Genomic DNA, 25,087 nt, shown 5'->3' on the forward strand with positions numbered 1-25,087 from the left:
GTTTATAAAAGTTTAAAGATCATTACAGCATTTTTCAAAGGTATGAAGGACTAGGTAGTGACTGATTACTTAAATGTAATATGCCTCGCCTTGATTTAATTGACGCAGAGCTCGCCGTTATCGCTTACGTAGAGCTCTGAATAAATGCTATATCTATTCCTCTATAAATGCTTCGCCTTGTGTCATCCACTTTGCAGCTGGTTTGCCTTTTAAGTAATGATCAAAGTACTGCATCATACGTACTGAAAAATCGACCTGATTAGGAAACTTTTTCAAGTGGTGTGGTTCACCTTCGTATTGTAAAAAGGTTGCATCTTTACCAGCGCGGCGAAGTGCTAAGTAGTACTGCACGCCTTCGTGCCAAGGCACTGCATCGTCTTTATCGCCAAACATAATTAAAATAGGGGTATTTACTTTATCTGCAAAAAACACCGGTGAGTTTTCTATGTATAGATCTGGTGCTTCAAATAAGTTTTTACCTATACGGCTTTGCCCTGTTTCGTATTGAAACTGACGAGCAAGACCTGATTTTAAACGTATGCCACTATAAGCACTGGTCATGTTTGATACTGGCGCGCCAGATACAACCGCTTTAAACATATCTGTTTGGGTTATCATAAACGCACTTTGATAGCCCGCCCAAGAGTGACCTTGTAAACCTATTTTATCAGGGTCGGCTATGCCTAAATCTATTAATTTTTGGGTGGCGTTTATCATGGTTTGCGTTGACGATTTACCCGGGTGACCTATTTCAAAACGAATATCAGGTAAAAATACCGCATAACCGTTTGAGGTAAACATAGGGAAATTAGGGCGATGGTTTAATTCCATTTTTGGAAAATCAAACATACGCTGGCTCATGTAACGGTAAAAATACACAACCACAGGCACTTTATCGCCTTTTTTATATCCCGCAGGTTTTATTAGTACGCCTTGTAAGTCTTCGCCATCAAAACCTTTATAGCTTATCAGCTCTGGCTTTTCGCCCCAGGCAAAATTACTAATTTGTGGGTTTAGCGTGGTCACTTGTTTTGGTGAACTAAAGCTAAAATCTGTTTGGTAGTAATCAGGAAATTGGCTATAAGTTTGCGAGGTAAATAAGTACTTGTCAGCCTTTTTGGCTTTTTTAACCATATCAAAGCGTTTATCACCGCTAAGCACCTTAGTTAGTGTGTTAGTGGTTAAGTCGAGCTTTGCAACTTCGCTTTGTTTAGTTTGTAAGTTAATAGCAGAGACAAGTAATGTATCGCCTTTTTTAAAGCCCACTCTGGTTTTATCAAGCTTAATAACACGGTACTGCGTATTGCTTTGCTTACCATTAGTTAGGCGTTTAGCTTGCTTAGTTTTTACATCAAACGCCCAAATATCGTATTTACTATAAGCAAGCACTTGGCTGCTATCGGTCATCCAACCTGCAAAACCATAACCAGGTTGAGTAGATGGGTAGTCGTGTTTATCATCAGCAAAGGTTGCCTGAATCGCTTTTGTAAGCGGTGTTACTTTATTATTTTTTAAATCTTTTAATTGTATTTGGCTATCGCTAAAATAAGCTGCAAACTCACCATTAGGGGCAAGGCTCGGTCTAAACGGGTAGTTACTTATAATTGGAGTTTGTTTACCGGTATTTATATTTACTGCAAAGTAATCAGCAAAAAAACCGCCGTACATTATTTTTTCTAGGTAGGGGATGTTAGATGAGCCAAGTAAAGACACATCTCGCTGAGGGTTTAGTGCAACCTCAGGCATGTTTGGTGTACTAAGTTGCGCAACTTTTTGCGAGTTAACGTGATACACCGCACTGTAATGGCGATTTTTATTAACTTCATTCCATTGCTGCTCTTCACGTGGTTTTATTTGCGCATCGTTGTTGTGCCATACATTAAGACCTTTGTGTTCACGTATGGTATCAAAGTCGTATAGTGAGGCTTCGTCGGTATATTCTTTAGTTTTTACTTTGGCTGTCAATTTAGGGTGGTTTTCAAAATATAAGCGCTCGCCATTTTCTGACCATTCAAGGGTGGCTGTTTTCCCTAACGTCCATGCTTTATTAGGTGAATCTATAGTTGAGAGCTTCTCGTTTTTATATAGCTGTAAAGTGTAGCTTCGACGGCGGGTGTCATCATTTACATAGTTACCCAATATAAACGCTGCAATATTGTCAGTGGGGTGCCACGCTATTTTATTTGCGATTACGCCCGGTTCATCAATTAATACGCTGCTATTAAAGTTACTTAGCTCAATCAGCGCTATTTGGTTGTTATTACCATCGCTGTAACTTTGACTCACTAATAGCTGGCTGTTAGCTGAGTTAATAGCGTAGCTAAATACGTTTTCTATTGTATGAGTGCGTTTATCAGATAAATTTACGATAACAAGCGCATAGCTCTTATCTTTTTTATCGGGCGTGATGGCGTTGTCTTCTTCGTTTTTAGTGCTATCGGTTTTATCTTCTACTTTTGCGTCATCGTCTTTTTTATTTAAACGATAAGCAAGCCACATACCGTCATCAGATAACGTGTAATCTTTTACATCAGCAAAGCTTTGTTGGGCACCTGATTGTGTGTTTACGAGTACCAGATTGCTTTTAAGTGTGTCTTTTTTTTTGGTTGTTTCTTTTTCAAGTAAGGTAGGTACTTGTGTAAAAGCGACCCAGTTAGCGGCTTTATTAATATGAGGCTTAGTGCCGCGTTCTATTTCTGCGATGAGTGTATTGCTTTGTAGTGAGTAAACTTGACCAGTTGCATTTCCACGATACGGCGTTGCACTAAAAGTGAGTACTTGACCATTGTCAGATAGTTGCGTGCTTTTAGCTGATTTAAAACTAAATACGTCTTTAAATTGTAGCGATTCTTTGGCGTGTATGCCGGTGCTAGTTAAGCTGGCAATGAGTGCCGTGCTTAATAAGGTGAGTTTTGTTTTCATTATTGATTCTCGTATTATGACATTGTTTCATTGTAACGAGTTTGGTTCATAATTCGAGCGGATCAGATAAATGGCAGCTACATACGACAAAACGACCCGCAGGTCGTTTTTTAGTATTTAATTTATTAATTTAGCAAACATTACAGCCAAATTTTTTGTAGCTCAAGCCATTGTTTTTCAAATTGAACACTTGGTTTTGCTTTAAAGTCGCTACGTACAAACTGATTCATTTTGCCTTCAACGTAGGCAAGTAAAAAGTTTGCAAGTGTAAGCTCATCACTTTGAAAGTTTTTACCTTCACGTAATTTGCGCTCACGAAGCACTTGTTTAAACTGAGTTTCTAGTTTTTCAAACAAGGTTTGTACACGTTCGCGTAAACGTTCCTGCTCACCTTGCAGAGCATCGCCCGTTAAAATACGAGTAATACCTGGGTTTTTTTCAGCAAAGGTTAAAAGTAATAATAGAATGTTATAAATGCGCGTTTGGCTTTCTTTTTCGTTTTCAATAATAATATTTATACGAGATAAAAGGGTATCTTCAATAAACTCAATTAAGCCCTCAAACATACGCGCCTTGCTCGGAAAATGACGGTATAGCGCGGCTTCAGACACACCCACCTCAGCAGCTAGTTTTGCTGTGGTGATACGTTGGCCTAAATTAGTTTCTAACATTTGTGCGAGTGCTTGCAGTATTTGCTCTTTGCGATTACTTCTTTTTGTCGCAGGCATGAACATTCCTTTTTATTAGTTATTCTTAGTGGCGCAGTTAAGAACCCTAGTCATTTTTTGTTCAAATGATTGGCGTATGTTAATGTTTTATTCAGTTTGTTTCCAGCCTTTTTATAGATGTTTAGCCAGCTGTTCGATCACCTTGCGAGCTATTTCTATTTTACTTGTTGTTGGTAATTCTAGTTGTTCATTGTGCCAGTACAGTGTTAAAGCATTATGATCGGAATTAAACCCTAAGCCGCTCTTTGATACGTCATTAGCGCAAATCATATCTAGATTTTTATTTTGTAGTTTACCTTTAGCATAGCTTTCTACATTTTGAGTTTCGGCGGCAAACCCCACAGTATAAGGACGGTTTTGTTTAAGGTTGGCAATAGCTGCAATTACGTCAGGGTTTTTAGTTAAAGTAAGAGTGAGTTCGTCGCCTTGCTTTTTCATTTTTTGAGTCGCAATGTTTGCAGCTCGATAATCTGCTACAGCAGCGCAGCCAATAAATGCATCTGATTGTGGTGCATAGGTAAGTGACTCAGTTAATAGCTCCTCAGCGCTTTCTATATTGATAAGGTTTACGCCAGTAGGGGCTTTTATAGTGACCGGACCCGAAATTAAATTAACCTTAGCACCGAGTTGCAAAGCGGCTTCTGCCAGTGCATAAGCCATTTTTCCAGAGCTGTGATTTGATATAAAACGTACCGGATCGAGAGGCTCACGCGTTGGGCCTGCTGTTATTGTAATTGTCTTTCCTGCAAGTAATTGCGGTTGCTCTTTTGCTGTACATAGCGCAACTAGGTCATGTGGCTCTAGCATACGTCCAGCGCCTACATCGCCACATGCTTGCTCACCTTTACCTGGGCCCCAAATAAGTACGTTGCGTGCTTTTAATGTGGCCAAATTGGCTTGTGTCGCTGAGTGTGCATACATTTGCTGGTTCATGGCAGGTGCAACTGCGACTTTTGCAGGCGTTGCTAGCAGTAACGTTGTTAGTAGGTCGTCAGCAATGCCGGCTGCCATTTTAGCAATAATATTACAGGTAGCTGGGGCGACTAAAATTAAGTCAGCCCATTTTGCAAATTCAATATGTCCCATTGAAGCTTCAGCAGAAGGGTCAAGTAACGAGTCTGAGACAGTTTCGCCACTAACGGCTTGCATAGTTAAAGGGGTAATAAAGTGCTTAGCTGATTCAGTCATAACTACTTTTACTTCACAACCAGCGTCTTTTAATCGCCTAACGAGCTCTGCACATTTATAAGCTGCAATGCCGCCGGTAATACCTAGTACAATTTTTTTGTTTGTTAAGTTAGTCATGGTTGTTCATCAGTCTTATTAAATATTGCGCTTAAAATAACAAATCTTTACCCGTACAGCGAAGTTTTTTAATTCGAAATAACAGGCTAAATTTTAAATTTGCATTACATTTATAAGACACTTTCGCCTCTCAAGGATGAATAATGCAACTTACTTCACTACCAAACTCACTTCGACCTCGTGAAAAGCTCATCGCGAAAGGGGCTAAAGCGCTCAGTGACGCAGAGCTTCTTGCTATATTTTTACGAACAGGGTTGCCAGGAATGAATGTAATTGAGTTGGCTCAGCATTTATTAAACGAGAATAAAACACTGCATAATTTGTTTAATGCCAGTATTGAGGAGTTTTGCTCTCAAAAGGGATTAGGAACTGCTAAATATGTACAACTACAAGCTGTATTAGAGCTAAGCCAACGTTATATGCAGGAGCGTTGTCAACGAGATGCGGTGTTTAATTCGCCAAACTCAGTTTACGATTACCTGACCATTCAAATGCGAGGCTTGCAGCAAGAAGTATTTATGGTGTTATACCTAGATAGTCAAAATAGATTAGTAAAAGACGAAATACTTTTTTATGGCACAATTAATTCTGCCAGTGTTTATCCGCGTGAAGTGGTAAAGGCTGCCCTTAAAAATAATGCAGCAGCTGTTATTTTTGCGCATAATCACCCAAGTGGTATTGCAGAACCGAGCCAAGCAGACAAACTTATTACTAATAAATTGCAGCAAGCACTGCAATTGGTCGACATAAGTGTGCTCGATCACATCATTGTTGGTGGAGAAACGTGTGTTTCGTTTGCCGAACGAGGCCTGATTTAGCTTTGTTAGATACAGAAGTGTGTTAAAAATGAGCTGTTTAACGTGTTTTGGCAAATTAGTTTAATTTAAATGCAGTTTTTACTTTCCCTGAGGGCATTCGATCTTTATAATTAGCCGCTATCAAATTTACATATATGAGCTGATTGGATAGATCAGTGTTTGATCTTTGCCTGTAAAAGCTGTATAAAGAGCGCCCTTCGATTTATCTCTAGGGCGGAAATACACGGCCTTAGATTAAATTAAGCTCGAGCGAAGTTATTGGAGATATATAGACATGTCTAAAGTATGTCAAGTTACAGGTAAGCGTCCTGCGGTTGGTAATCACCGTTCACACGCGAGAAACGCGACTAGACGTCGTTTCCTACCTAACCTACAAACACACCGTTTCTGGGTTGAAAGTGAAAAACGTTTTGTAACATTACGCACTACTACTAAAGGTATGCGTATTATCGATAAAAAAGGCATCGACACGGTTCTTACAGAAATCCGTGCTCGCGGCGAAAAAGTTTAAGGATCTGAATCATGCGCGATAAAATCCGTTTAGTTTCAACTGCCGGTACTGGTTTTTTCTACACTACTGACAAAAACAAACGTAACATGCCTGAGAAGATGGAAATCAAAAAGTTTGATCCAAAGATTCGTAAACATGTTCTTTTTAAAGAAGCTAAAATTAAGTAATTTTATCTCTTTTAGAATTTAAAAACCCAGCTTAGGCTGGGTTTTTTGTTTTTAAACTATGATTAGCGAATTGACATAAAAAACCTCGTTGGCATAACCAACAAGGCTTTTAAATCAATAAATGAAAGCACAATTAAATTTTTGTGAATGCATCTTGTAGTGGTGGTACTACTTGCTTTTTACGGCTCAGTACACCATCTAACCATACTTTATCATTCTCTGGTTTTACACCGTAAGCCTGCTCAACTAAGTTTGCATCGTCAGATACAATTAGCATTTCTGAGCCTTTTTTCATTATATCGGTAAGCAGTAAAAATACAGAGTGGCGGTTGCCCTCAACTTTTAGCTTAGCAATATCGGCTGCAAGATCTGCTTTAATATCGTCAAAAACAGCAAGGTCGATTACTTCTAGTTGGCCAATGCCTACTAGGTTACCGTTCATGTTGAAATCTTTAAAGTCACGCATTACTAGATCACGTGCAGGTGTGTCTTCAACCGCAGATTTAACACGGAACATATCCATACCAAGCTCTTTAAAGTCTTCGATACCTGCAATTTCTGCAAGCGCTTCAACACATTTAATATCGGCAGTGGTACATGTTGGTGATTTAAATATTACGGTGTCGCTTAAAATTGCACACATCATAATACCCGCGATATCTTTAGGGATTTCTACGCTGTAGAAGTCGTACATCATTTTAATAATGGTGTTTGAACAACCAACAGGACGAATCCAGCATTCAAGCGGAGTAGATGATGTTAAGTCACCTAATTTATGGTGATCTACCACGCCAACAACGCGGGCTTGGTCGATATCATCAGGTGCTTGTGTTTTTTCTGTGTGATCTACAATATACACATCTTCACCCGCGTAGCTTAATTTAAGCTCTGGTGCCTCGAAGCCAAATTTATCAAGGATAAATTGAGTTTCAGGTGAAATTTCACCAAGACGAGTTGGAATTGCAGGCTCATCGATTTGGTTTTTTAAATAAGCCAGTGCAATTGCACCACAAATAGAATCTGAATCTGGGATTTTATGGCCCACTACATACATAGACATTGACGGAACTCCTTTAAATTTGCCGATATTCTAACAAAGTCTGCGGCCTTTAACATATAGACAGCGCAATTAAGTTTTAGTTACACTTTAAAATCTTGAATTTACTAGGTGTATTAATATGCGACTGGGCCGTAAAGGTTGGAACAACGTTATAATATTTTCGATGTTGATTATGATCTTCTTTTTAAATGGCTGGCATAAGCAACTTTTGGGAGGGGAGGATAAACCAACATTACAAGCCATACTCCCCGGACAAAGTTTTGTACTCACACTGCAATTTGTCGATCAAAAAATTGAGCGAATAGGAACAAGCTGGCGTACAACCCCACTACAAAAAGACATACCGCTTGTGTGGCAAGCATCTGAGCAGCAGCTTAGTGATTTAATTAATCAGTGGCAAAGCGCGCAGTTAATGGGTGTTAACGAATCTGTTGTTTTTAATCCTAATGCACCTTTATATGTTGCTACATTTGAGTTGGCTGGCGAGAGTTTACCTTGGGTTTATTTGCTTTATAAAGGCGATGGGCAATATTACTTACTCGAAAAGAGTAGCCAACGAATACTCGCACTCGATTTAAAAACTGCACAGCAGTTATTTCCTAGTTTTGATTTTTCACAAAGTGAGTCTAATTAATGCCTGAATTACCAGAGGTAGAAGTGAGCCGAATGGGCATCACTCCCCACGTACAAAACCAAGTAGTTACAAAGGTAAATATTTACAATGCCAGTATGCGCTGGCCAGTGCCAGATGACGTGTATCAACTTGAAGGGCTAATTGTTACTAGTATTGAACGACGAGCTAAATACTTACTTTTACACTGTGAGCTTGGAAGCACTATTTTACATTTGGGTATGTCAGGTAATTTACGTGTTGTAGATAAAAGTGAGCCGCTTAAAAAGCATGACCATGTAGAGTTTATTTTTGGCAACGGTAAAGCACTGCGCTTAAACGATCCTCGTCGCTTTGGTTGCTGCTTATGGCAAGAGCCTGGTGAAGTGCATAAGCTACTCTCTAAGCTTGGTCCTGAGCCGCTTACTGATGACTTTTTTGCTAAACGCGTGTACGAACAATCGCGCAATAAAAAAGTACCCGTAAAGCAATTTATTATGGATAACGCAGTGGTGGTTGGTGTTGGTAATATTTACGCGAATGAATCGCTATTTAAAGCGGGTATACATCCCAAGCGAGAAGCGGGAAAAGTATCGCTCAAACGTTATCAAGCACTTATCCCTATTATAAAAGACACGCTTGCTGCGGCCATTATGCAAGGTGGTACAACGCTTAAAGACTTTGCACAAAGTGATGGTAAGCCAGGGTATTTTGCTCAAGAGTTATTAGTATATGGGCGCAAAGGCAAGCCATGTATGACGTGTGAAAACGAATTGGAAGAAATTAGATTGGGGCAGCGCAGTACTATTTTTTGCTCAAATTGTCAAAAGTAGTTATCTAGTTATCTAGTTATTTGAGTATTCAGCTATTTGAATTTTATCGATTCTAAATTTAATGAGATTTAAGGGCCAGCTTTAAAAGCGGGCCCTTAATTTTAAAGCTCAAACGGTGCTACACCGACCGCTTTCATTTTATATCCTACCTGCGCGATTTCGCCCGACCATGTTTCTGTACTTATTATTCCGGTTACAACGATTGCGTCGTACAAGCTATCTATAGGCACGCCACCTTTAATCGTTACATGGACTATTTGATTTGGCGGTGGTGGTGGTACGTGTATACAGGCACCAAAGTAAGGCACGAGTAAAAACTCAGTAATGACTTCGCTATCGCCTTCTAATGGCACAACAAAACCTGGCAAACTCACCGATTGACCATCAAGCGCTTTTACCACTGGAGCATCTAAATCGGGTTGCACCCAGTTTTGATCGCTGCCTTCGTGATTAGCTTGTGCTTGAGTGTCTATTTGCATATGACCTTTGGGAATTAAGTCTTCCCAAAAAATTTCTTTTGGTGGATTGGCATAGCTCGCTACGCTTATAAATAATAAGTTAATAGCAGCAATGTACTGAAAAGCTGTTTTAAAAAATGTCATAAAATACCTAAAAATTATGCTTTTATACTCATACCATCGCTGAGTGAATAAAAATAAGCGCGAGTAGCGGGTATTAAGCCAATAATAAAACCGGCTGCCATAATAACGCCGATTAAGCCCAGTTCATAGTAAGAGAGTATTGTGATATTTACGCTTATACCGGCATGGCTTTGTAAGTAACCGCCGGCTGAAAAAATAACTAAATAGTAAAGCGCACTACCCACTAGGCAACCAAGTAAAGTTGTCAGTAATGATTCAATACTTATAAGTGTAAATAAATGCCAAGGGCGAGCGCCTACTGAGCGCAATATAGCAAGTTCGCGACGTCGCTGGCTCAGATTTGCAAGCAATGTCGTTAACATACCAAGTAAGCTAACTAACACGACAACAGCTGAGAATAGTAATAGTATTTTTTCTACTATGGCGAGCATTTCCCATAACTCTTTAAGTGTTACGGTTGGCATAATGCCAAGCAGGGCTTCTGGCTTATATTGATTTATATTGCGCCTAATTTGTAATGTGTACAAAGGCGAATTAAATCCCATTAAAAATGCTGTAATTTGCTTAGGATGACCAACTAGGTTGTTATGTTCGTCATGCTCATGCTCATGCTCAAGGCTCGCTTTACCGCCGTGAATTAAATCGATTGCAGCCAAAGGAATATGCAGCGTTTTATCGACTGGCGTGCCTGTAGGGTTTAAAATGCCGACGACTTTAAATGGGTTATCGTCATGATGATGAAAACTGGTATTCCCCATGCCGTGCGATATAACAATAGAGTCGTTAAGTTTGTAGCCTAGTTTATTTGCAACTTCGCTACCTAGCACCACTTCGTTAATTGCGGCAAAAGGGTGGCCTTTGTTAAAGGTTAAATTTTGTTTTTTTGCAAAACGATAATGGCTAAAGTAATCAAGTGTTGTGCCTAGTACCGCTTGGCCTTTATGGCTGTCGCCTAGGCTTATAGGTATGCTCCATTTTACGCCTCGCTGACTTGTTATGTATTCATAACTTTTCCAACTTACGCCGTTATTAGTATGGCCAATTCTAAATACCGAAGAAAGCAGCAACTGTATGTCGCCGGTACGCGCACCAACAATTAAATCAGTGTCCGAAATAGTATTACTAAAACTACTTTTAGCATCAATTCGTACACGTTCAATACTCAAAAGTAGCATTACACTAATTGCGATAGTAAATAATGTAAGCAGTACACTTGCGCGGCGATTTAATAAGCTTTTGTAAGCAAGTTTAGCGATGATCATACCTGCTCCTGCAAATTTATAAGGTCAATGGAGCGGTTAAATAAAGGCTTTAGTGTTTCATCGTGGCTCACAAATACCAGCGTACTATCAGATAACTTTGCTTGTTCAAACAGTAACTTTATAAAGCTTTCACGGTTATTTGTATCGAGTGCTGATGTGGGCTCATCTGCAATTATTAGTTCAGGGCTGCCTATAAATGCACGAGCGGCAGCAACGCGCTGTTGTTGTCCAATACTAAGCTCTGCTACATCTTTATGGTGATACTGGGCTGTAAGGCCTAAAGCATTTAATAACCGTATCGCTTCTTTTTGTAAGGCAGAGTTTTTATTTGATGATTGCTTTAATATTTTTTGTTTTCGGCTTTTTGAAAACTCACACCCAAGCGTTATATTTTCAATAGGAGTTAAATAAGGAAGCAGGTTAAAGTTTTGAAAAATGTAGCCAATGTGATCCGCTCTAAAAACATCACGGGTGGTATTGCTTAATTTAGTTAGGTTTTGGTTTAAAATTGATACCTCACCGCTAGTGGCTGTATTAATGCCAGCAAGAATCGCTAATAAGGTCGATTTACCTGAGCCACTAGGACCGTGTAAAAAAATATGCTCACCTTTTTCTATAACTAACTCTTTTATGTTGAGCGTGGGTGAGCTATCGCTTTTATGCCACTTAAAAGTTACGTTTTTCAGGTTTATCATTATCCGATTACCAACCCCAGTAGTTTAGATCTTTACGCATTTTTAGCTGTCTTATTATATTTAATGGCTTGGGTTTTAGTTTTTCGTTACTTTGTAAAAATTCATTAGCTGCATTTAATACGCGTTGGCTAGATTGGCCATCGGTATACGGATGAAGTTCCTGGCAATAGCTTTCAATATTTTGCATTAAATCACTAGGTTTAGTAAGCGCGTGTTCAATAGCTGCTTCTACTTCATCTGCGTCGGTAATATCAAGTAAATGAGGAAGGGGTTTTTGATTACAAAACGTGACTACCGGTTTACGTAGTAGTAAAAACATTAAAAGAACTGACGATGTATCGCACAGCATAACATCAGCAGTTTTCAGTAACGGCAAAACGTTATCGGTTTCAATAAATGTTAGATTTTCGTTACTCAGCGCTTTATATTTATTAACCCATTCGGCAGGCATTTTAGGATGAAACTGCATCAAAATACGCCACTTACCTTGTTCACTAAAATGTTTTATTTGCTCATATAATTTAGGAGCAAGTGATAGCTTTCGTGAGAAAGTAGAGCATATAAGTAAAGTAGGGCGAGGGTCGTCGCTTACATAAGGATTATTTGAAGTATTACTAAAAAGTGGATCGAGTGTTGGCCAGCCAGTTTCAGTTACTTTAAAGAAACCATGCTGCTTAGCTAGCTCTTTAAATCGGGTTGTTGTATTTGGGCCTTGCGTACAATATAAATCGTAACAACCACGAATAGTAAAATGACCACGATTACCTTCAGAGCTGCGCTTTTCAGAATTAAAACCATGAAATACAGCTACTTTTTTACCTGGAATAAAGCTAGGTACTATATTACCCGGTATAAATGTAATGTTTGGAGCCCAGCTTTTTACATCTTTTATGGTATGTAAACGTGGCTCGTCTGTGGTTAAAAAATCAGGGTTTACTTCGCTACCCGCTAAAAACCAGCGTACTTCACCACCATGTGCCAATATTTGCGCCTGCAAAGGTCTCAAGATAGCGTATGAATAGTTTTGAGAAATATACATTAAGTATTTTTTATTTTTAGTGGCAGTTAAGTAGTTCAAGCTATCTCCTCAGGCTGGTTAGCACATTAAGTTTACCCCATTGCGACTCGCTTATAAATATATGCCTTTATTTGTTTTAAGCATCCGATTGAGCTTTGAGGTTGGCTAGATTATTATACAGCCCATATAACCCCATACCATACTTTGCTCAAAGAGCATCCCTAACCCCGGAGATAGCATGACTAGCTATAAAGTTTTAGACGTAAACGATGATTTACCCATTCGTACCAAAGGTGAAGTACACAGCGGTAAAGTTCGTTCAGTTTATTGGTTAACTGATGAAGACAGCGCACGATTAATTAAAGACAAAGGCTACCAAGTACCGACAGGTACTGAGCTTGCTATTATGGTTATTTCAGACCGAATTTCTGCATTCGATTGCATTTGGCAAGGCGAAAATGGTTTAAATGGCGTACCAGGTAAAGGTATAGCGTTAAACTCAGTGGCAGCCCATTGGTTTAAGTTATTTGATAAAGCAGGCCTTGCGGGTAATCATATTGTTGATATTCCACATCCGTATGTGTGGATTGTACGCAAAGCCAGTACAGTAAAAGTAGAGGCAATTGCTCGCCAATATATTACGGGTAGCATGTGGCGTGACTACGCTAAAGGCATACGTAACTTTTGTGGTATTGACTTGCCTGAAGGCTTAAAAGCGAACCAAAAGCTTGATAACGTTTTAATTACGCCATCAACAAAAGGTATTATTAAAGGCGTTGCTGATATTCCGCCAGTTGATGATGTAAATATTACTCGCGCTAACATTACTAATAACTTAGACGTATTTAACTTTAAATCGGTAGATGACGTAACCAAATACGAAAAGCTGTTAGTTGAAGGTTTTAAATTAATTAGTGATGAACTAGCGAAGCTTAACCAAATTTTTGTAGATACAAAATTTGAGTTTGGTTATGTAGAGGGTTTAAATGGCGCGCAACAGCTTATATATATTGATGAAGTAGGCACGCCTGATTCGTCACGTATTTGGGATGAAGCCGCTTACAAAGACGGTAAAATTGTTGAAAATTCTAAAGAAGGCTTTCGTCAATTACTGATTAATAACGTGCCAGAGAGCGACGTATTATTAAATAAAGATCGCATGAGTGAGCGTGAGCAGTTAGCTAAAGGTTATATTTTACCAGAATCAGTAATGCTTGAAGTGTCAAATACCTATGTTGGCATAGCGAGTAAAATTGTTGGCAGAGATATCGTGATCCCTGAAGATCCTCGCCAAGAAGTTATTACTATTTTAGATAACGATTACGGATTAATTGTTAAATAACAGCACTTAAGTGCTAATAAAGCCAGTAACTAAATCTTTATTTTTAGTTACTGGGCTATAATTCTTGCAATTAGTGCTCGTCTCTAATTAACTTAACCTAATATTAATGTTTAGGTATTGTTATGTTTGAACGGGCATTGCAAAAGTTTGCTAAAAGTCATTACTTTTTAGCTATAGGTTTGTTTTTTAGTCAGTTTGCTTTAAGTGCAAATGTTGAATTAGTAATAGAAGATCAACACGGCCAAAAGTTATCAGGTGCTGTGGTTGAGCTTAATATTGCTGGTAAACAAGCCACACCATCAAATTTGCCCATTGCTATAATGGATCAAGTCCATAAGCAGTTTTTACCCGAATTATTAGTTGTACAACAGGGTCAAAAAGTTAACTTTCCTAACAGCGATAATATTCGCCATCATGTTTATTCTTTTTCACAAGCTAAGCCTTTTCAACTAAGATTATATTCAGGCCAACCAAAAGAGCCCATTACGTTTGAGCAACAAGGGGTTGTTGTTTTGGGGTGTAATATACATGACTCTATGGTTGGCTATATTTATGTAGCTAACAGCGAATTCGTATATAAAACAGATAAAAAAGGCTATGTAAATTTGCCTATTAATACACTGCCTGCACAAGTGAGTGTGTGGCATCCATTACAAACAGCACCATTGGAGAATAAAAAAATGATAACAATTAATTCTCAAAAACAGTTACAGATAACAGTAAACACATCAACTCCAGCACCCAGAAATACCTTTGGTAGTAAGTTTAAGGCTGGTAATGACTAATAGTTTACGAAATCGCATAACCATTTTATGTGTTGGCTTAGTGTTATTAACCACTATGGTCAGCTTGTTTAGTTTTTGGTGGTCTACGAGTAAATTTCAAGAAGAAAAAGTAAATCAAGATATTACCGTAGCGCAAAATGTTTATAAGCAATATTTAAAGTCAAAAGAAAGCCTACTGTTAACCGCTGCAAAAGTACTCACCTCCGATTTTGGTTTTAAGCAAGCTGTAGCAACGCGAGATGCAGGTACAATCAGCAGCGTGTTGTTTAATCACAGTCAGCGTATTGATGCCGAATTAATGTTGTTACTTGATTTATCGGGTAAGCTAATTTCCGCCAATACTGACGAAGACGTTTTTGCACACAACTTAAAGCCCTTGATGGAAGAGCTTTTAAGTGCGCCAGAAGAGTCTAGTTTTGTGGTGCTTAATAACGAGCTGTATCAAATTATTTTATTACCTGTAAAAGCGCCACGTACAGTAGCCTATAGTTTGGTGGGCTTTAAAATTGACGACAATGTAGCCCATGAACTAAAAAGCTTAACAGGCATGGATGTAAGTTTTATAGGCAGTGCTGACGATATTGTTATTAGCTCATTAGCTAATCGTCCTGAGCAATTTGAACCTGTTAGCTATTTTAGTACCGTAACCACATCGCGGTTTTTTGGTGAGTATTTAGTGTTTCGTAACCGAGAAATAGATTTACCATCGTTGTTGACCCATCCCATAATTATTTTGCTGAGTGCCGATTTAACACAAAGTTATAGTGATTTCGAAAAACTGCTTTTTACACTTATTATTTTAGCTATTTTAACTATGTTTGTAGGTGTTATTACGAGCAGCATATTTGCAAATAATTTAACTACGCCACTTACTCAACTAGCTGTAATAGCAAGGCAATTTGCACAAGGTAATTATGCATTTGAATTTAAAGGCCAAAGGCAAAGTACCGAAATAGACACGCTAGTCGCAGCGTTTGATAGCATGGGTAATGATATTAATCAGCGCGAGCAACAAATTAGCTTTCAAGCCAGACACGACTCCCTAACAGGCTTTTATAACCGCTCAGCCATGCTTGAGGTGCTTGATGATGAGTTAGATTCATCAGCCGAGTACACGCTCGTTGCAATAGACATAAAAGGTCTTCGTCATATAAACGATAAGCTGGGTCCGCGTATTGGTGATGACTGCCTAAAGGCGGTTGCTTGCAGAATAAGTGAGTTTTCGGATGAGTTAGGGGGCTTTCATGCTCGTATTGGCGGCGATGAGTTTTTAACTGTGTTTCCGACTGCGGCAGCGCGCGAGCAAAAAAGCGGTATTGTAGGATTAATGGCTCAATTACAAGCTTGTTATACCATTCAAACACTCAAAATTAATTTACGTTTTAGTGCGGGCATTGTGCAGTATCCTACCCAAGGAATTGCAAGTGATGACTTAATGCGCCGTGTGCTAATTGCAGTTGAAAGTGCTGCAAACACACAAGAGAGCATACATTACTATCAAAACGGTGAAGACGAGGCGCACTTAGAGCGCTTAATAATGCTTGATGAACTAAAGCAGGCTATTAGTGATGACGATGGTCAATTGTTTATGACTTATCAGCCAAAATTACATTTGAAATCGCAAAAAATAGATAAAGTTGAGTCGCTTATTCGCTGGCAGCGAAAAGATGGTAGCTGGGTTAATCCTGAACTGTTTATTGACTTAGCCGAGCAGTCGGGGCTTATTGTTGAGCTTACTGGGTGGGTTGTTAATACGGTTGTAGCACAAGTAGCTGATTGGCAGTCTAAAAATATAAACTTACAGGCTGCAATAAATGTATCTGCGCAAGATATAGCATTTCCGGGCTTTCACGCTGCATTAGTTCGCACGCTTAAAAAGTACAAATTAGATTCTAAGCTGATCACTATTGAGCTTACTGAGCGCGATATGATCGAAAACGAAGAAAAAGGTATTAAAGCGCTCGAAAACCTAAAGGCAATTGGCGTTAAAATATCATTAGATGATTATGGTGTAGGGCAAACATCACTTGGTAGATTAAAAATGCTGCCTATTGATGAGCTTAAGCTAGATAAGTGCTTTATCCTAAAACTTGATGAATCGCAAAAAGATCAATTTATAGTGCAATCATCAATTACGTTGGGACATCAGCTAGGTTTCTCGGTTGTAGCTGAAGGGGTTGAAACGCTTGGCTCATTAAATTTACTTAGAGGCATGCAGTGCGACCATGCACAAGGCTATTACTTAAGTAGGCCTTTAAAAGCAGAACTATTAGAAGAATGGCTGGAGGAATACTATGCAAAAAATTAAATACTTATTAGCAAGTTTGTTTTTAATAGTTAGTGTGCCGAGCATTGCAAGCAATGGAAAACTGCTAGCTACGCCGGGAGTTTCTCAAATTGAAGGCAGTGGCGGCGGGGGGATTGTACCGTGGGCACAACTTGCTGGGTACGCAAGTGATGATGAATTTTCGGTAAATGGCTTTTGTAGTCGCGCAGATGTAACCGACTACACACTTGACGTATGTGGTGCACAACTTAATTTATTTAATCGTGTTGAGCTTAGTTATGCCCAACAGCGCTTTGATGTACCAGCACTTGATGCTGAAATAGAGCAATCAATTACAGGTGCTAAAATACGTTTGTACGGCGATATTGTTTACAGTGATTGGCCACAGCTTAGCTTAGGGATTCAGCATAAATCACTGGATGATGGCAGTATTGCAACACTTGTAGGCGCAGAAGAGACTAGCGGTACTGACTACTACCTCGCTGCTAGTAAATTACATTTAGGGGCTATTGCTGGCTATAACTGGTTTTGGAACGTAACTACAAGATACAGTGAAGCTAATCAACTTGGTTTACTTGGTTACGGTGGAGAAAATACTAGCGGAAAAGTATTATTTGAAGGCAGCACAGCACTATTTTTGAGTCGCGAAATAGCCGTAGGTGTTGAGTATCGTCAAAAATCAAATAACTTAAACTTAGGCGAACAAGATTGGAAAGACTTATTTGTAGCGTGGATGCCTAACAAGCATGTGAGTGTGACTGCGGCTTACCTTGATTTAGGAAGCATTGCAGGGGCTGACGATCAAACAGGTTGGTATTTATCGGTTACAGGGTATTGGTAATGAAAAGCGTTGGTATTTTTTTGATTTGTTTAGGGTTGCTTAGTGGGTGTGCAAATTCTACTAAGCTCTCACTTTATCAAAAGCTGGATGGTAAAGCTGGGATAGGCAGAATTGTTGATAGCTTTATCTATCAAATAGGCAATGACGAGCAGATAATTCATTACTTTGAACACAGTAATATAGCGCATTTCCGCCAAGGATTTATTAATCATATGTGCATGTTAGTAGAGGGCCCGTGTACATACGATGGTGACTCTATGGTGGCAATTCATACTGGTATGCATATTACAGAGAAAGATTTTAATCATGTTGTTGATTTGCTTATAAATGCAATGAATGAGCAAGATGTTAGCCATAGCTTACAAAACGATATTCTTTCTAGAATGGCGCCACTTCGTGATGAAATTATAAAAATGTAACTATAAAGCTTTCAAAGTAATTATTAAGTAAAGGGAACCTTGCTTTGATTGCATTGTCCACATAGAATTATTTCATAAAAACAACAATTGGCAAATATAGCTTGTATGGCTTATCTATTTATTTCTCGCAAAAATGTACACGCAAAATACTATAAAAAAATAATCAAAAGATTGTCGATGAATTGCCAATTACACATCATGGGAGCGCCTAAACTTTCTGCTGTGAAATATTTAAAAGATGCGTTCCAAGTTAATTTTACTGGTGTAGTCAACTCTCAACTAAAACGTAAAAGAGCACGTAATACAACTTGGAATAATTCTATCGTTACTGCGGTTTATAGTGCTGGTTTAGTTTTATTTGAACGATTACGATACGCCAAGTATTTAGCCTTATTAACCGAGACTAATCCTGAATACATTGTCATTTGGAACGGCAATAAACTTCCAAATACAACCGTTGCTATGGCTGCAAAAGCATTAGGTGTAAAGCAGTTTTATTATGAAAATGGTTTACTACCCGGTACAAGCAGTTTAGACCCTAATGGTATTAACTATAATGCGTCGTTAAGTCGTGACCCTTCTTTTTACCTAAATTTTGACCCACAAAATAAGTTAAACTTTTCTGCGCCGGATTTAATTCCAAGAGCTGATCATAAAAAGCGCTGTGAATTTGAGTGCGCCGATGTGCCACAACGCTATATATTTGCGCCTTTTCAAGTACCTCACGATACTCAATTAGCTAGCTTTTCTCCGTGGATAAACTCTATGGACATGTTTTACGACGAGGTGATTAAAGCCGTCAAAAGCTTAAATGATCCAAGTTTAAAAGTGGTTTTTAAAGAGCATCCGTCGTGGCATAAACATTACGCTCATCTTTATGAAAAAGATCCGATTGCAATTTTTGCTAATGGAAATCAAACGAGTGATTTGATTAAGTGCGCAGAAGCCGTATTAACGATTAATTCAACGGTCGGCTTAGAAGCATTACTGCTAAATAAACGAGTTTTAACTCTTGGACAAGCCTGTTACAACATTGAGGGTTTGGTAAAGCATGCGAGCACTGCAGAGCAGCTTGCAGCAAATCTGAACGAAGTAATGCAGGGCTGGCAACCAAATACATTATTAAAGGATAAGTTTTTTAGCTTTATTGAACATGTATATTGTATTCCTGGCGTTTGGAAACACACTGAAGATAAACACATTAAAGCGATTGAAGCGCGTTTTACGGGTAATGACGAGTTTGCTAAGTATCATGGTGATAAGGAATCGTAGTGAAAAACCTAATTAGCTGTCAGCAATTACACGAGCAAATTAATAATCCTGCATTAGTGATATTTGATGCAGGTATGCTGCGCCCAGGTGTTTTGGGTACTTATTCGCCACAAGCAATGCTGCCCAACGCTAAACGTTTTGACATAAAAAACGAGTTGGCCGATAGATCTAACCCCTTACCAAGTACGGTATGCAGCGAGCAGCAATTTACTCATGTTATGCAAAATGCAGGCGTAAATAACGATTCGTTCATAGTTGTATACGAAGATGGCGGTTTATTTAGCGCAGCAAGAGCGTGGTGGATGTTTAAAGCTATGGGGCATCACAACGTAAAAGTACTCAGTGGTGGCCTTAAAAAGTGGTTAGAGAGTGGTTACGCCACACAGCAAGGTTATAGTAAATCGTTAGGTAAAGGTGATTTTACGGCAAGCTATAATCCTGAGTATTTTATCAATAGCCAACAAGTGGTTGACGCAATTGATGAGCCCAGCATTGTATTGCTAGATGCACGTGCTTATAAGCGTTTTACAGGCGAAGAAAGTGAACCCCGAAAAGGCATACGTAGCGGGCATATCCCAAATAGTCGCTCGTTGCCTTTTATGGATTTACTTAATAAAGGTGAAGCCAAACCACTTGCCGAAATTAAAGCAATATTTATTGACGTGGTTGATGATGCGCGGCAGTTACAGTTTAGCTGTGGCTCAGGTATTACAGCGTGTGCTTTAGCGTTATTTGCTACCGAATGTGGTTACAGTAATTTAAGCGTTTATGATGGCTCGTGGAGTGAGTGGGGTGCAAGTGATTCATTACCCATCGCCACAGGAGAAAAGTAGATGTGTTGTGGGTTTAGAGCTTGCTCACGTTAAAGCCGCAGCGCCTCTAAACCTCTTTGTAAATAACAGTATTTAAAAATATTACTCACAAGGAGAAGTGAAAGAGAAGAAAATGAGAAGGTAAAAACCAGTGCTTGCTCGTATTTGAATACTCTTTTTATACAATCACTTACTCTAAAAGCGCAGCGCCTCTAAACCTTCTTGTGAATAACAGTACTTAAAAATATTATTCACAAGGAGAAGTGAAAGAGAAGAAAATGAGAAGGTAAAAACCAGTGCTTACTCGTATTTGTATTAAACAGCTTTTACTTTCTAAAACCATAAGGGCAGTTTTTACAACCATTTTTGCAGCACGAACCACGCTTTAAAAAAAACCACTTACTAAATATCATGTAACCACTTTGCATGGTGTAGTCGAGCCCTTCAATTAAATTGTCGTTACCTCTAAATTGCTTTGCAAAGTCTATTTGGGTTTTAATAGGTTGTGTATAAACACCCTCTAAAAAAGTATTCATTTTATTAAGCGTGCACTTGCGGCATAAACAACTTGTTGCTGTGATATCAAGCGGTAAAATAGCCGGCAGCTCATTGCACCAACACGCTGATATATCGTCTACATTACACGTTAGAGTGCTGTGGCATTGAGTGCAGTTAAGTTGAGTCATTATAATTCTTTTTAGTAACAGTGAGCCAAGAATAACAAATATTATGAATACACAAAAAGCATTAGCTGAATTTATTACATTTGGAGAGCAAAGGGACGAAGCTATATCGGTTATCGTTTCAAGCCCTGCTGATAGTAATAAAGCTCACTATACTCTCTCAACCGAGGTTTTAATTGATGTGCTTAAACGCTGTTTAAGTAACGAAATAGACTTAGATGATTTGGAGCTTTGGGCAAACGTAATTGAATCGCGAGATGACATTGATTGTACTGAGCATGAAGGTTTTATTTATGCGCTCAGTAATAGCGAGCAAATGGGAGAGCTTAATCATCAAAAGCTTGCTCAAATAGTTGCGTTAGTAAAAGTTTGATTTGTTTAAAAAGCGAGGTGTAAAACCTCACCTAAAAAAAACCGCACTTCAATTGAATGCGGTTTTTTAAATTGAGGACAACCGTTTTAAGCGATTATTTATGATATCCCAAGCACGTTTCTACTTCGTTTTTAGAACCTAAAATAACGGCTACTCGCTGGTGGATTGCATCAGGCTGAATATCCATAATACGCTCGGTACCGGTTGATGCGATACCGCCAGCTTGCTCTACTAACATAGCCATTGGGTTTGCTTCATAAAGTAGGCGTAATTTATTTGGCTTTTTAGGATCTTTAGTGTCGGTAGGGTAAGTAAATAAACCGCCACGGCTAAGCACGCGATGTACATCGCCCACCATTGCTGCAATCCAGCGCATATTAAAGTTTTTAGCGCGCGGGCCTGTATCGCCTGCTAGCAAATCATTGATATAGTTTTGCATAGCTGGCTGCCAATGGCGTTGGTTAGACGTATTAATGGCAAATTCGTTTGTATCAGCAGGGATTTCGGCAAAATCTTGTGTAAGTAAAAAGCTGCCTTGTGTTTTATCAAGAGTAAACATGCGCGTGCCTTTACCTGTAGTCAGCGCAAGCATTGTTGATGGCCCGTAAAGTACGTAACCAGCTGCAACTTGCTTATGGCCGGGCTGCATAAATATGCTTTGATCAGCAGCGTCAGAACCTTCAGGCGCTTCCATAATAGAAAATATAGTACCCACAAGTGAGTTAATGTCCGTATTTGACGAGCCATCGAGTGGGTCAAATGCTACTATAAATTTAGCGTCTGGGTTACCTGCTACTGTGTAGTCTTCTTCTTCAGAGGCGATTGCTTTAACCGTACCTGATTCCAGTAAAATATCTTTTAACAACTGATTAGATAATACATCGAGCTTTTTTTGAGTTTCACCTTGAATGTTTTCATCAAGGGTTGAGCCTAATACGCCAGAAAGCGCGCCTTGACCAACGCGAAACGAAATTTCTTTACATGCTGCTAAAATTGTTCGAATTAATGATAAAAGTTCTCTTGAACAACCATCTTCAAGTAATACTGGAGGGAGTCTACGCATTCTATTTTCCTGATAACGTGTTAAAACCAATCATAATGTGAGAGAGATTAGCTTAGAGCGCTGAAATTCGTCTTAAATAACTGTATTGTTTAAATAGCACCCTATAATGGGACCACCTAATCGTACTTAAAACACAAATAACAAAGATAAGATTATGAAAAAAATACCACTACTAAGTTACATATTCTTTACTGTGCTGTGCTCTATCATAACTCAAGCGCACGCAGCAATTAAGTCAATTGATGAATTTACTACGCAAATGAATCATTTTCCGGGCTATTATTCGTTTTTTTACGACACCCAAAACGGAAAAGTATATTTAAAAGTTGATAAGTTTGAACAACAATTTTTACTGCAGCAAAGCTTGCCTTACGGTATCGGCTCTAACGATATAGGCCTTGATAGAGGTCAGCTTGGTAATACTCACCTTGTGCAGTTTGAGCGTTTTGGCGACAAAGTAATGCTGCGGGCTGTAAATACTTACTATCGTGCTAACACAAGTAACAAGGCCGAACAGCAAAGTATTAAAGAAGCGTTTGCATCAAGTATACTTGCTGGTTTTAAAGTAGTCGCAGAAGATAAAGCCACAGCACTTATTGATTATACGCCTTATTTATTAAGTGATGTACATGGCGTAAGTCGCAAGCTTGCTGCACGTAAGCAAGGGAACTTTAGCCTTGATGAATCACGTAGCGCCGTTTATATGAATCGCTCAAAAGCATTTGTAAAAAACACCGAGCTTGAAGCCGTACTTACATTTAAGGGCACAAAACCAGGTGAATTTGTTCGCCAAGTAAGTGTCGACCCTTATGCGCTTACTGTTCATATGCATCATTCACTTATTCAATTACCAGATGATAACTACACACCTCGTAAGTTTAATCCGCAATCAGGTTTTTGGAGTATAGAACATAAAGATTACGCAGCGCCGCTTGGTGACTCTATGTACGTGCGTTATATACCGCGCCATCGTTTAACTAAAAAAGACTCAAGTTTACCTATTAGTGAACCTGTTAAACCAATTGTTTATTACCTTGATCCTGGCGTACCAGAGCCCGTTAAAAGCGCTTTGCTTGAAGGTGGGAAATGGTGGAACGACGCATTTACTGCTGCAGGATATAAAAATGCATTTATAGTAAAAGTGCTGCCAAGTAGCGCCGACCCTATGGATATTCGTTACAACGTCATTCAATGGGTACACCGTGCAACGCGTGGTTGGTCATACGGAAGTTCTGTAATTGACCCGCGTACGGGTGAAATACTAAAGGGACACGTAACACTCGGCTCATTGCGTGTTCGCCAAGATATTTTAATAGCTGAAGCACTCGCTGCTCCTTATTTAAAAGGCAATGAAGTTGCTAAAAATTTGCAAGCAATGGCGCTTGATCGGATTCGCCAATTAAGCGCGCATGAAATTGGCCACACGTTAGGTATTGCTCATAACTTTGCTGCATCGGTAGGGGATAGAGCTTCTGTAATGGATTACCCACATCCGCTACTTAGTTTTAATGAACAAGGTAAGCTTGATGTAACGCGCGGATATGCAACAGGCATGGGCGTATGGGATACCCAAGTAATTAAATATGGCTATAGCGATTTTACTAACCAAGATGAAAGCGCAGAACTTGCTGCTATTTTAAAGGAGAACAAGGCCAAAGGCCTTGAGTTTATATCCGATAGCGACGCTCGTGCTAAAGGTGGCGCGCATCCAACTGCTCATTTATGGGATAACGGCACTAATCCTTCTCAGGAGCTTTTACGAGTACTCGACGTACGTAAAAAAGCGCTTTCGCAGTTTGGTATTAATAATATTAAAACGGGCGATTCATTATCGCAATTAGAGGAAAAATTAGTTCCGCTTTATCTGTTTCACCGTTTTCAGGTTGAGGCTGCAGTGAAGCTTATAGCCGGTGTTGATTACGAATATGAAACACGTGGTGATTCACCTGTAAAAGGTGCACAAGTCGTTAATAAAAAAACACAGCAAGAAGCGGTAAACGCTATTTTTGCAACGCTTAAGCCAAGTAACTTGTTACTTCCTGAATCGGTACTATCGCTAATTCCGCCAAAAGCGTATGGCGAGTCTAAGTCGCGCGAGAGCATAGTTGGGCGCACAGGGTTAACGCTCGATGCAATGGCATTACCCGAGGTTGCAGTGCAGCACAGCTTGTCGCTTTTATTAAATGCACAGCGTTTAAATCGCTTAGCGCAGCAGCAAGCACGTAGTAATGACTTTTATAGTTTAGATGAGTTACTTGAGGAGCTATATGGCCAAGTGTTTAACGCGTCATCACCTAATACAATGACAGGTAAAATAACTCAGCGCGTGCAATTTTTAACTGCAAAAGCCATGGCTGATATAGTAGCAAGCGATAGTGCAAGCCCTGAAGTGCAGGCGCAGTTACGTTACTACTTAGTTAAGTTGAGTGAAGACTTTAACCAAAACTCAATGCTGAGCCATACAAGTACTGGCGAGAGCGCGTTTAAGCAATATTTAGCTGAACAAGTAAATCAGTTTTTAATTAAAGGGCAATGGCCAAACAACTTTAAAGTGCTGCCAATCCCACCAGGCTCACCAATTTAGAATAAAAAGTAGAAGCGCTTATTTTAAATCAATCATTTAATCAATCATAAAGCAAAACACCGAGTATATTTATACTCGGTGTTATTTTATTCTAA

Annotated in this window: 24 protein-coding genes; 14 read left to right on the forward strand and 10 right to left on the reverse strand. The window is 39.2% G+C overall.

All coding sequences use genetic code 11. The features are described from left to right. Positions 1-153 precede the first annotated feature (153 nt). The 3 genes from H4J63_RS01515 to coaBC all read right to left on the reverse strand — a co-directional run bounded on the left by H4J63_RS01515 (position 154) and on the right by coaBC (position 4,955). Entirely contained in the window at positions 154-2,922 is a 2,769-nt protein-coding gene (locus H4J63_RS01515; protein WP_182193994.1) for a prolyl oligopeptidase family serine peptidase, read from the reverse strand. A gap of 140 nt (positions 2,923-3,062) precedes the next feature. Beyond that, positions 3,063-3,650, reverse strand: coding sequence for a nucleoid occlusion factor SlmA (slmA, locus tag H4J63_RS01520; RefSeq protein WP_004335558.1), 588 nt, complete (start codon positions 3,648-3,650; stop codon positions 3,063-3,065). A 111-nt stretch (positions 3,651-3,761) separates the two neighbouring features. Then, the gene (coaBC, locus tag H4J63_RS01525) at positions 3,762-4,955 is read right to left on the reverse strand and encodes a bifunctional phosphopantothenoylcysteine decarboxylase/phosphopantothenate--cysteine ligase CoaBC (protein ID WP_182193997.1); all 1,194 of its coding nucleotides are present in this window, start codon (positions 4,953-4,955) and stop codon (positions 3,762-3,764) included. A gap of 143 nt (positions 4,956-5,098) precedes the next feature. Between coaBC and radC the strand changes: the two genes are divergently transcribed. The 3 genes from radC to rpmG all read left to right on the forward strand — a co-directional run bounded on the left by radC (position 5,099) and on the right by rpmG (position 6,451). Next, entirely contained in the window at positions 5,099-5,773 is a 675-nt protein-coding gene (gene radC / locus H4J63_RS01530; protein ID WP_024598926.1) for a RadC family protein, read from the forward strand. Positions 5,774-6,047: 274 nt separating this feature from the next. Continuing rightward, entirely contained in the window at positions 6,048-6,284 is a 237-nt protein-coding gene (gene rpmB, locus H4J63_RS01535; protein WP_016708423.1) for a 50S ribosomal protein L28, read from the forward strand. Between the two features lie 11 nt (positions 6,285-6,295). Beyond that, on the forward strand, positions 6,296-6,451 hold the full coding sequence (rpmG, locus tag H4J63_RS01540) for a 50S ribosomal protein L33 (RefSeq protein ID WP_004335545.1): 156 nt from the start codon (positions 6,296-6,298) through the stop codon (positions 6,449-6,451). Between the two features lie 133 nt (positions 6,452-6,584). On the opposite strand, the gene H4J63_RS01545 is transcribed toward rpmG, so the two are convergent. Next, positions 6,585-7,511 carry a manganese-dependent inorganic pyrophosphatase gene (locus H4J63_RS01545; protein ID WP_182194000.1) on the reverse strand — a complete coding sequence of 309 codons (927 nt, stop codon included), beginning with the start codon at positions 7,509-7,511 and terminating at the stop codon, positions 6,585-6,587. Between the two features lie 118 nt (positions 7,512-7,629). Between H4J63_RS01545 and H4J63_RS01550 the strand changes: the two genes are divergently transcribed. Together H4J63_RS01550 and mutM are read left to right on the forward strand one after the other, a co-directional pair. After that, the gene (locus H4J63_RS01550; protein WP_182194002.1) at positions 7,630-8,145 is read left to right on the forward strand and encodes a hypothetical protein; all 516 of its coding nucleotides are present in this window, start codon (positions 7,630-7,632) and stop codon (positions 8,143-8,145) included. After that, complete coding sequence (gene mutM, locus H4J63_RS01555) at positions 8,145-8,954, forward strand: bifunctional DNA-formamidopyrimidine glycosylase/DNA-(apurinic or apyrimidinic site) lyase (protein ID WP_007581941.1); 810 nt, start codon at positions 8,145-8,147, stop codon at positions 8,952-8,954. The genes H4J63_RS01550 and mutM overlap by 1 nt, the downstream gene beginning before the upstream one ends. A 101-nt stretch (positions 8,955-9,055) precedes the next feature. On the opposite strand, the gene H4J63_RS01560 is transcribed toward mutM, so the two are convergent. From H4J63_RS01560 to H4J63_RS01575, 4 genes are read right to left on the reverse strand one after another with little or no spacing between them, the layout of a single operon-like run. After that, entirely contained in the window at positions 9,056-9,556 is a 501-nt protein-coding gene (locus tag H4J63_RS01560; protein WP_182194005.1) for a DUF3299 domain-containing protein, read from the reverse strand. A gap of 14 nt (positions 9,557-9,570) precedes the next feature. Next, positions 9,571-10,818, reverse strand: a complete 1,248-nt coding sequence (locus tag H4J63_RS01565) for an ABC transporter permease (protein WP_182194007.1) — start codon at positions 10,816-10,818, stop codon at positions 9,571-9,573. Continuing rightward, positions 10,815-11,513, reverse strand: coding sequence for an ABC transporter ATP-binding protein (locus tag H4J63_RS01570; RefSeq protein WP_182194010.1), 699 nt, complete (start codon positions 11,511-11,513; stop codon positions 10,815-10,817). Before H4J63_RS01570 ends, H4J63_RS01565 begins: the two co-directional genes overlap by 4 nt. 7 nt (positions 11,514-11,520) lie before the next feature. Then, positions 11,521-12,591 carry a CDP-glycerol glycerophosphotransferase family protein gene (locus H4J63_RS01575; protein ID WP_182194013.1) on the reverse strand — a complete coding sequence of 357 codons (1,071 nt, stop codon included), beginning with the start codon at positions 12,589-12,591 and terminating at the stop codon, positions 11,521-11,523. A 178-nt stretch (positions 12,592-12,769) separates the two neighbouring features. On the opposite strand from H4J63_RS01575, the gene H4J63_RS01580 reads away from it, so the two are divergent. The 7 genes from H4J63_RS01580 (at position 12,770) to H4J63_RS01610 (ending at position 20,310) form a co-directional block, all read left to right on the forward strand. After that, a complete protein-coding gene (locus H4J63_RS01580; RefSeq protein WP_182194015.1) occupies positions 12,770-13,873 on the forward strand; it encodes a phosphoribosylaminoimidazolesuccinocarboxamide synthase in 1,104 nt (367 codons plus the stop codon). A 122-nt stretch (positions 13,874-13,995) separates the two neighbouring features. Continuing rightward, positions 13,996-14,658 carry a methylamine utilization protein gene (locus H4J63_RS01585; protein ID WP_182194018.1) on the forward strand — a complete coding sequence of 221 codons (663 nt, stop codon included), beginning with the start codon at positions 13,996-13,998 and terminating at the stop codon, positions 14,656-14,658. Continuing rightward, positions 14,651-16,966: an EAL domain-containing protein gene (locus H4J63_RS01590; RefSeq protein ID WP_182194021.1), complete on the forward strand. Its 2,316-nt coding sequence runs from the start codon at positions 14,651-14,653 to the stop codon at positions 16,964-16,966. Before H4J63_RS01585 ends, H4J63_RS01590 begins: the two co-directional genes overlap by 8 nt. Further along, on the forward strand, positions 16,953-17,786 hold the full coding sequence (locus tag H4J63_RS01595) for a DUF3034 family protein (RefSeq protein WP_024597016.1): 834 nt from the start codon (positions 16,953-16,955) through the stop codon (positions 17,784-17,786). The genes H4J63_RS01590 and H4J63_RS01595 overlap by 14 nt, the downstream gene beginning before the upstream one ends. Continuing rightward, positions 17,786-18,205: a group 1 truncated hemoglobin gene (locus tag H4J63_RS01600; RefSeq protein WP_024597015.1), complete on the forward strand. Its 420-nt coding sequence runs from the start codon at positions 17,786-17,788 to the stop codon at positions 18,203-18,205. Before H4J63_RS01595 ends, H4J63_RS01600 begins: the two co-directional genes overlap by 1 nt. Before the next feature lie 177 nt (positions 18,206-18,382). After that, positions 18,383-19,477 carry a capsular biosynthesis protein gene (locus tag H4J63_RS01605; protein ID WP_259365550.1) on the forward strand — a complete coding sequence of 365 codons (1,095 nt, stop codon included), beginning with the start codon at positions 18,383-18,385 and terminating at the stop codon, positions 19,475-19,477. Continuing rightward, positions 19,477-20,310: a sulfurtransferase gene (locus H4J63_RS01610; protein ID WP_182194026.1), complete on the forward strand. Its 834-nt coding sequence runs from the start codon at positions 19,477-19,479 to the stop codon at positions 20,308-20,310. Before H4J63_RS01605 ends, H4J63_RS01610 begins: the two co-directional genes overlap by 1 nt. Before the next feature lie 305 nt (positions 20,311-20,615). Here H4J63_RS01610 and H4J63_RS01615 read toward each other — a convergent pair whose 3' ends face one another. Beyond that, the gene (locus H4J63_RS01615; RefSeq protein WP_182194029.1) at positions 20,616-20,975 is read right to left on the reverse strand and encodes a DUF5522 domain-containing protein; all 360 of its coding nucleotides are present in this window, start codon (positions 20,973-20,975) and stop codon (positions 20,616-20,618) included. Positions 20,976-21,018: 43 nt separating this feature from the next. Between H4J63_RS01615 and H4J63_RS01620 the strand changes: the two genes are divergently transcribed. Next, entirely contained in the window at positions 21,019-21,345 is a 327-nt protein-coding gene (locus tag H4J63_RS01620; RefSeq protein ID WP_024596017.1) for a hypothetical protein, read from the forward strand. Positions 21,346-21,439: 94 nt separating this feature from the next. Here H4J63_RS01620 and H4J63_RS01625 read toward each other — a convergent pair whose 3' ends face one another. Then, positions 21,440-22,408 carry a class 1 fructose-bisphosphatase gene (locus H4J63_RS01625; protein ID WP_033038639.1) on the reverse strand — a complete coding sequence of 323 codons (969 nt, stop codon included), beginning with the start codon at positions 22,406-22,408 and terminating at the stop codon, positions 21,440-21,442. Between the two features lie 154 nt (positions 22,409-22,562). On the opposite strand from H4J63_RS01625, the gene H4J63_RS01630 reads away from it, so the two are divergent. Continuing rightward, positions 22,563-24,992: a zinc-dependent metalloprotease gene (locus tag H4J63_RS01630; RefSeq protein ID WP_182194031.1), complete on the forward strand. Its 2,430-nt coding sequence runs from the start codon at positions 22,563-22,565 to the stop codon at positions 24,990-24,992. Positions 24,993-25,087 lie beyond the last annotated feature (95 nt).

It is taken from the genome of Pseudoalteromonas sp. 5Ae-yellow (genome assembly GCF_014077565.1).
Classification (GTDB): Bacteria; Pseudomonadota; Gammaproteobacteria; order Enterobacterales; family Alteromonadaceae; genus Pseudoalteromonas.

Excerpts from the sequence above, each read along its gene's own strand:
- H4J63_RS01580 (WP_182194015.1), top strand. The coding sequence starts at position 12,770 with ATGACTAGCTATAAAGTTTTAGACGTAAACGATGATTTACCCATTCGT.
- H4J63_RS01565 (WP_182194007.1), bottom strand. The coding sequence starts at position 10,818 with ATGATCATCGCTAAACTTGCTTACAAAAGCTTATTAAATCGCCGCGCA.
- H4J63_RS01600 (WP_024597015.1), top strand. The coding sequence starts at position 17,786 with ATGAAAAGCGTTGGTATTTTTTTGATTTGTTTAGGGTTGCTTAGTGGG.
- coaBC (WP_182193997.1), bottom strand. The coding sequence starts at position 4,955 with ATGACTAACTTAACAAACAAAAAAATTGTACTAGGTATTACCGGCGGC.
- H4J63_RS01620 (WP_024596017.1), top strand. The coding sequence starts at position 21,019 with ATGAATACACAAAAAGCATTAGCTGAATTTATTACATTTGGAGAGCAA.
- rpmB (WP_016708423.1), top strand. The coding sequence starts at position 6,048 with ATGTCTAAAGTATGTCAAGTTACAGGTAAGCGTCCTGCGGTTGGTAAT.
- H4J63_RS01615 (WP_182194029.1), bottom strand. The coding sequence starts at position 20,975 with ATGACTCAACTTAACTGCACTCAATGCCACAGCACTCTAACGTGTAAT.
- H4J63_RS01625 (WP_033038639.1), bottom strand. The coding sequence starts at position 22,408 with ATGCGTAGACTCCCTCCAGTATTACTTGAAGATGGTTGTTCAAGAGAA.
- H4J63_RS01545 (WP_182194000.1), bottom strand. The coding sequence starts at position 7,511 with ATGTCTATGTATGTAGTGGGCCATAAAATCCCAGATTCAGATTCTATT.
- slmA (WP_004335558.1), bottom strand. The coding sequence starts at position 3,650 with ATGCCTGCGACAAAAAGAAGTAATCGCAAAGAGCAAATACTGCAAGCA.
- H4J63_RS01585 (WP_182194018.1), top strand. The coding sequence starts at position 13,996 with ATGTTTGAACGGGCATTGCAAAAGTTTGCTAAAAGTCATTACTTTTTA.
- H4J63_RS01550 (WP_182194002.1), top strand. The coding sequence starts at position 7,630 with ATGCGACTGGGCCGTAAAGGTTGGAACAACGTTATAATATTTTCGATG.
- mutM (WP_007581941.1), top strand. The coding sequence starts at position 8,145 with ATGCCTGAATTACCAGAGGTAGAAGTGAGCCGAATGGGCATCACTCCC.
- H4J63_RS01630 (WP_182194031.1), top strand. The coding sequence starts at position 22,563 with ATGAAAAAAATACCACTACTAAGTTACATATTCTTTACTGTGCTGTGC.
- H4J63_RS01590 (WP_182194021.1), top strand. The coding sequence starts at position 14,651 with ATGACTAATAGTTTACGAAATCGCATAACCATTTTATGTGTTGGCTTA.
- H4J63_RS01605 (WP_259365550.1), top strand. The coding sequence starts at position 18,383 with ATGAATTGCCAATTACACATCATGGGAGCGCCTAAACTTTCTGCTGTG.
- radC (WP_024598926.1), top strand. The coding sequence starts at position 5,099 with ATGCAACTTACTTCACTACCAAACTCACTTCGACCTCGTGAAAAGCTC.
- rpmG (WP_004335545.1), top strand. The coding sequence starts at position 6,296 with ATGCGCGATAAAATCCGTTTAGTTTCAACTGCCGGTACTGGTTTTTTC.
- H4J63_RS01515 (WP_182193994.1), bottom strand. The coding sequence starts at position 2,922 with ATGAAAACAAAACTCACCTTATTAAGCACGGCACTCATTGCCAGCTTA.
- H4J63_RS01570 (WP_182194010.1), bottom strand. The coding sequence starts at position 11,513 with ATGATAAACCTGAAAAACGTAACTTTTAAGTGGCATAAAAGCGATAGC.
- H4J63_RS01595 (WP_024597016.1), top strand. The coding sequence starts at position 16,953 with ATGCAAAAAATTAAATACTTATTAGCAAGTTTGTTTTTAATAGTTAGT.
- H4J63_RS01560 (WP_182194005.1), bottom strand. The coding sequence starts at position 9,556 with ATGACATTTTTTAAAACAGCTTTTCAGTACATTGCTGCTATTAACTTA.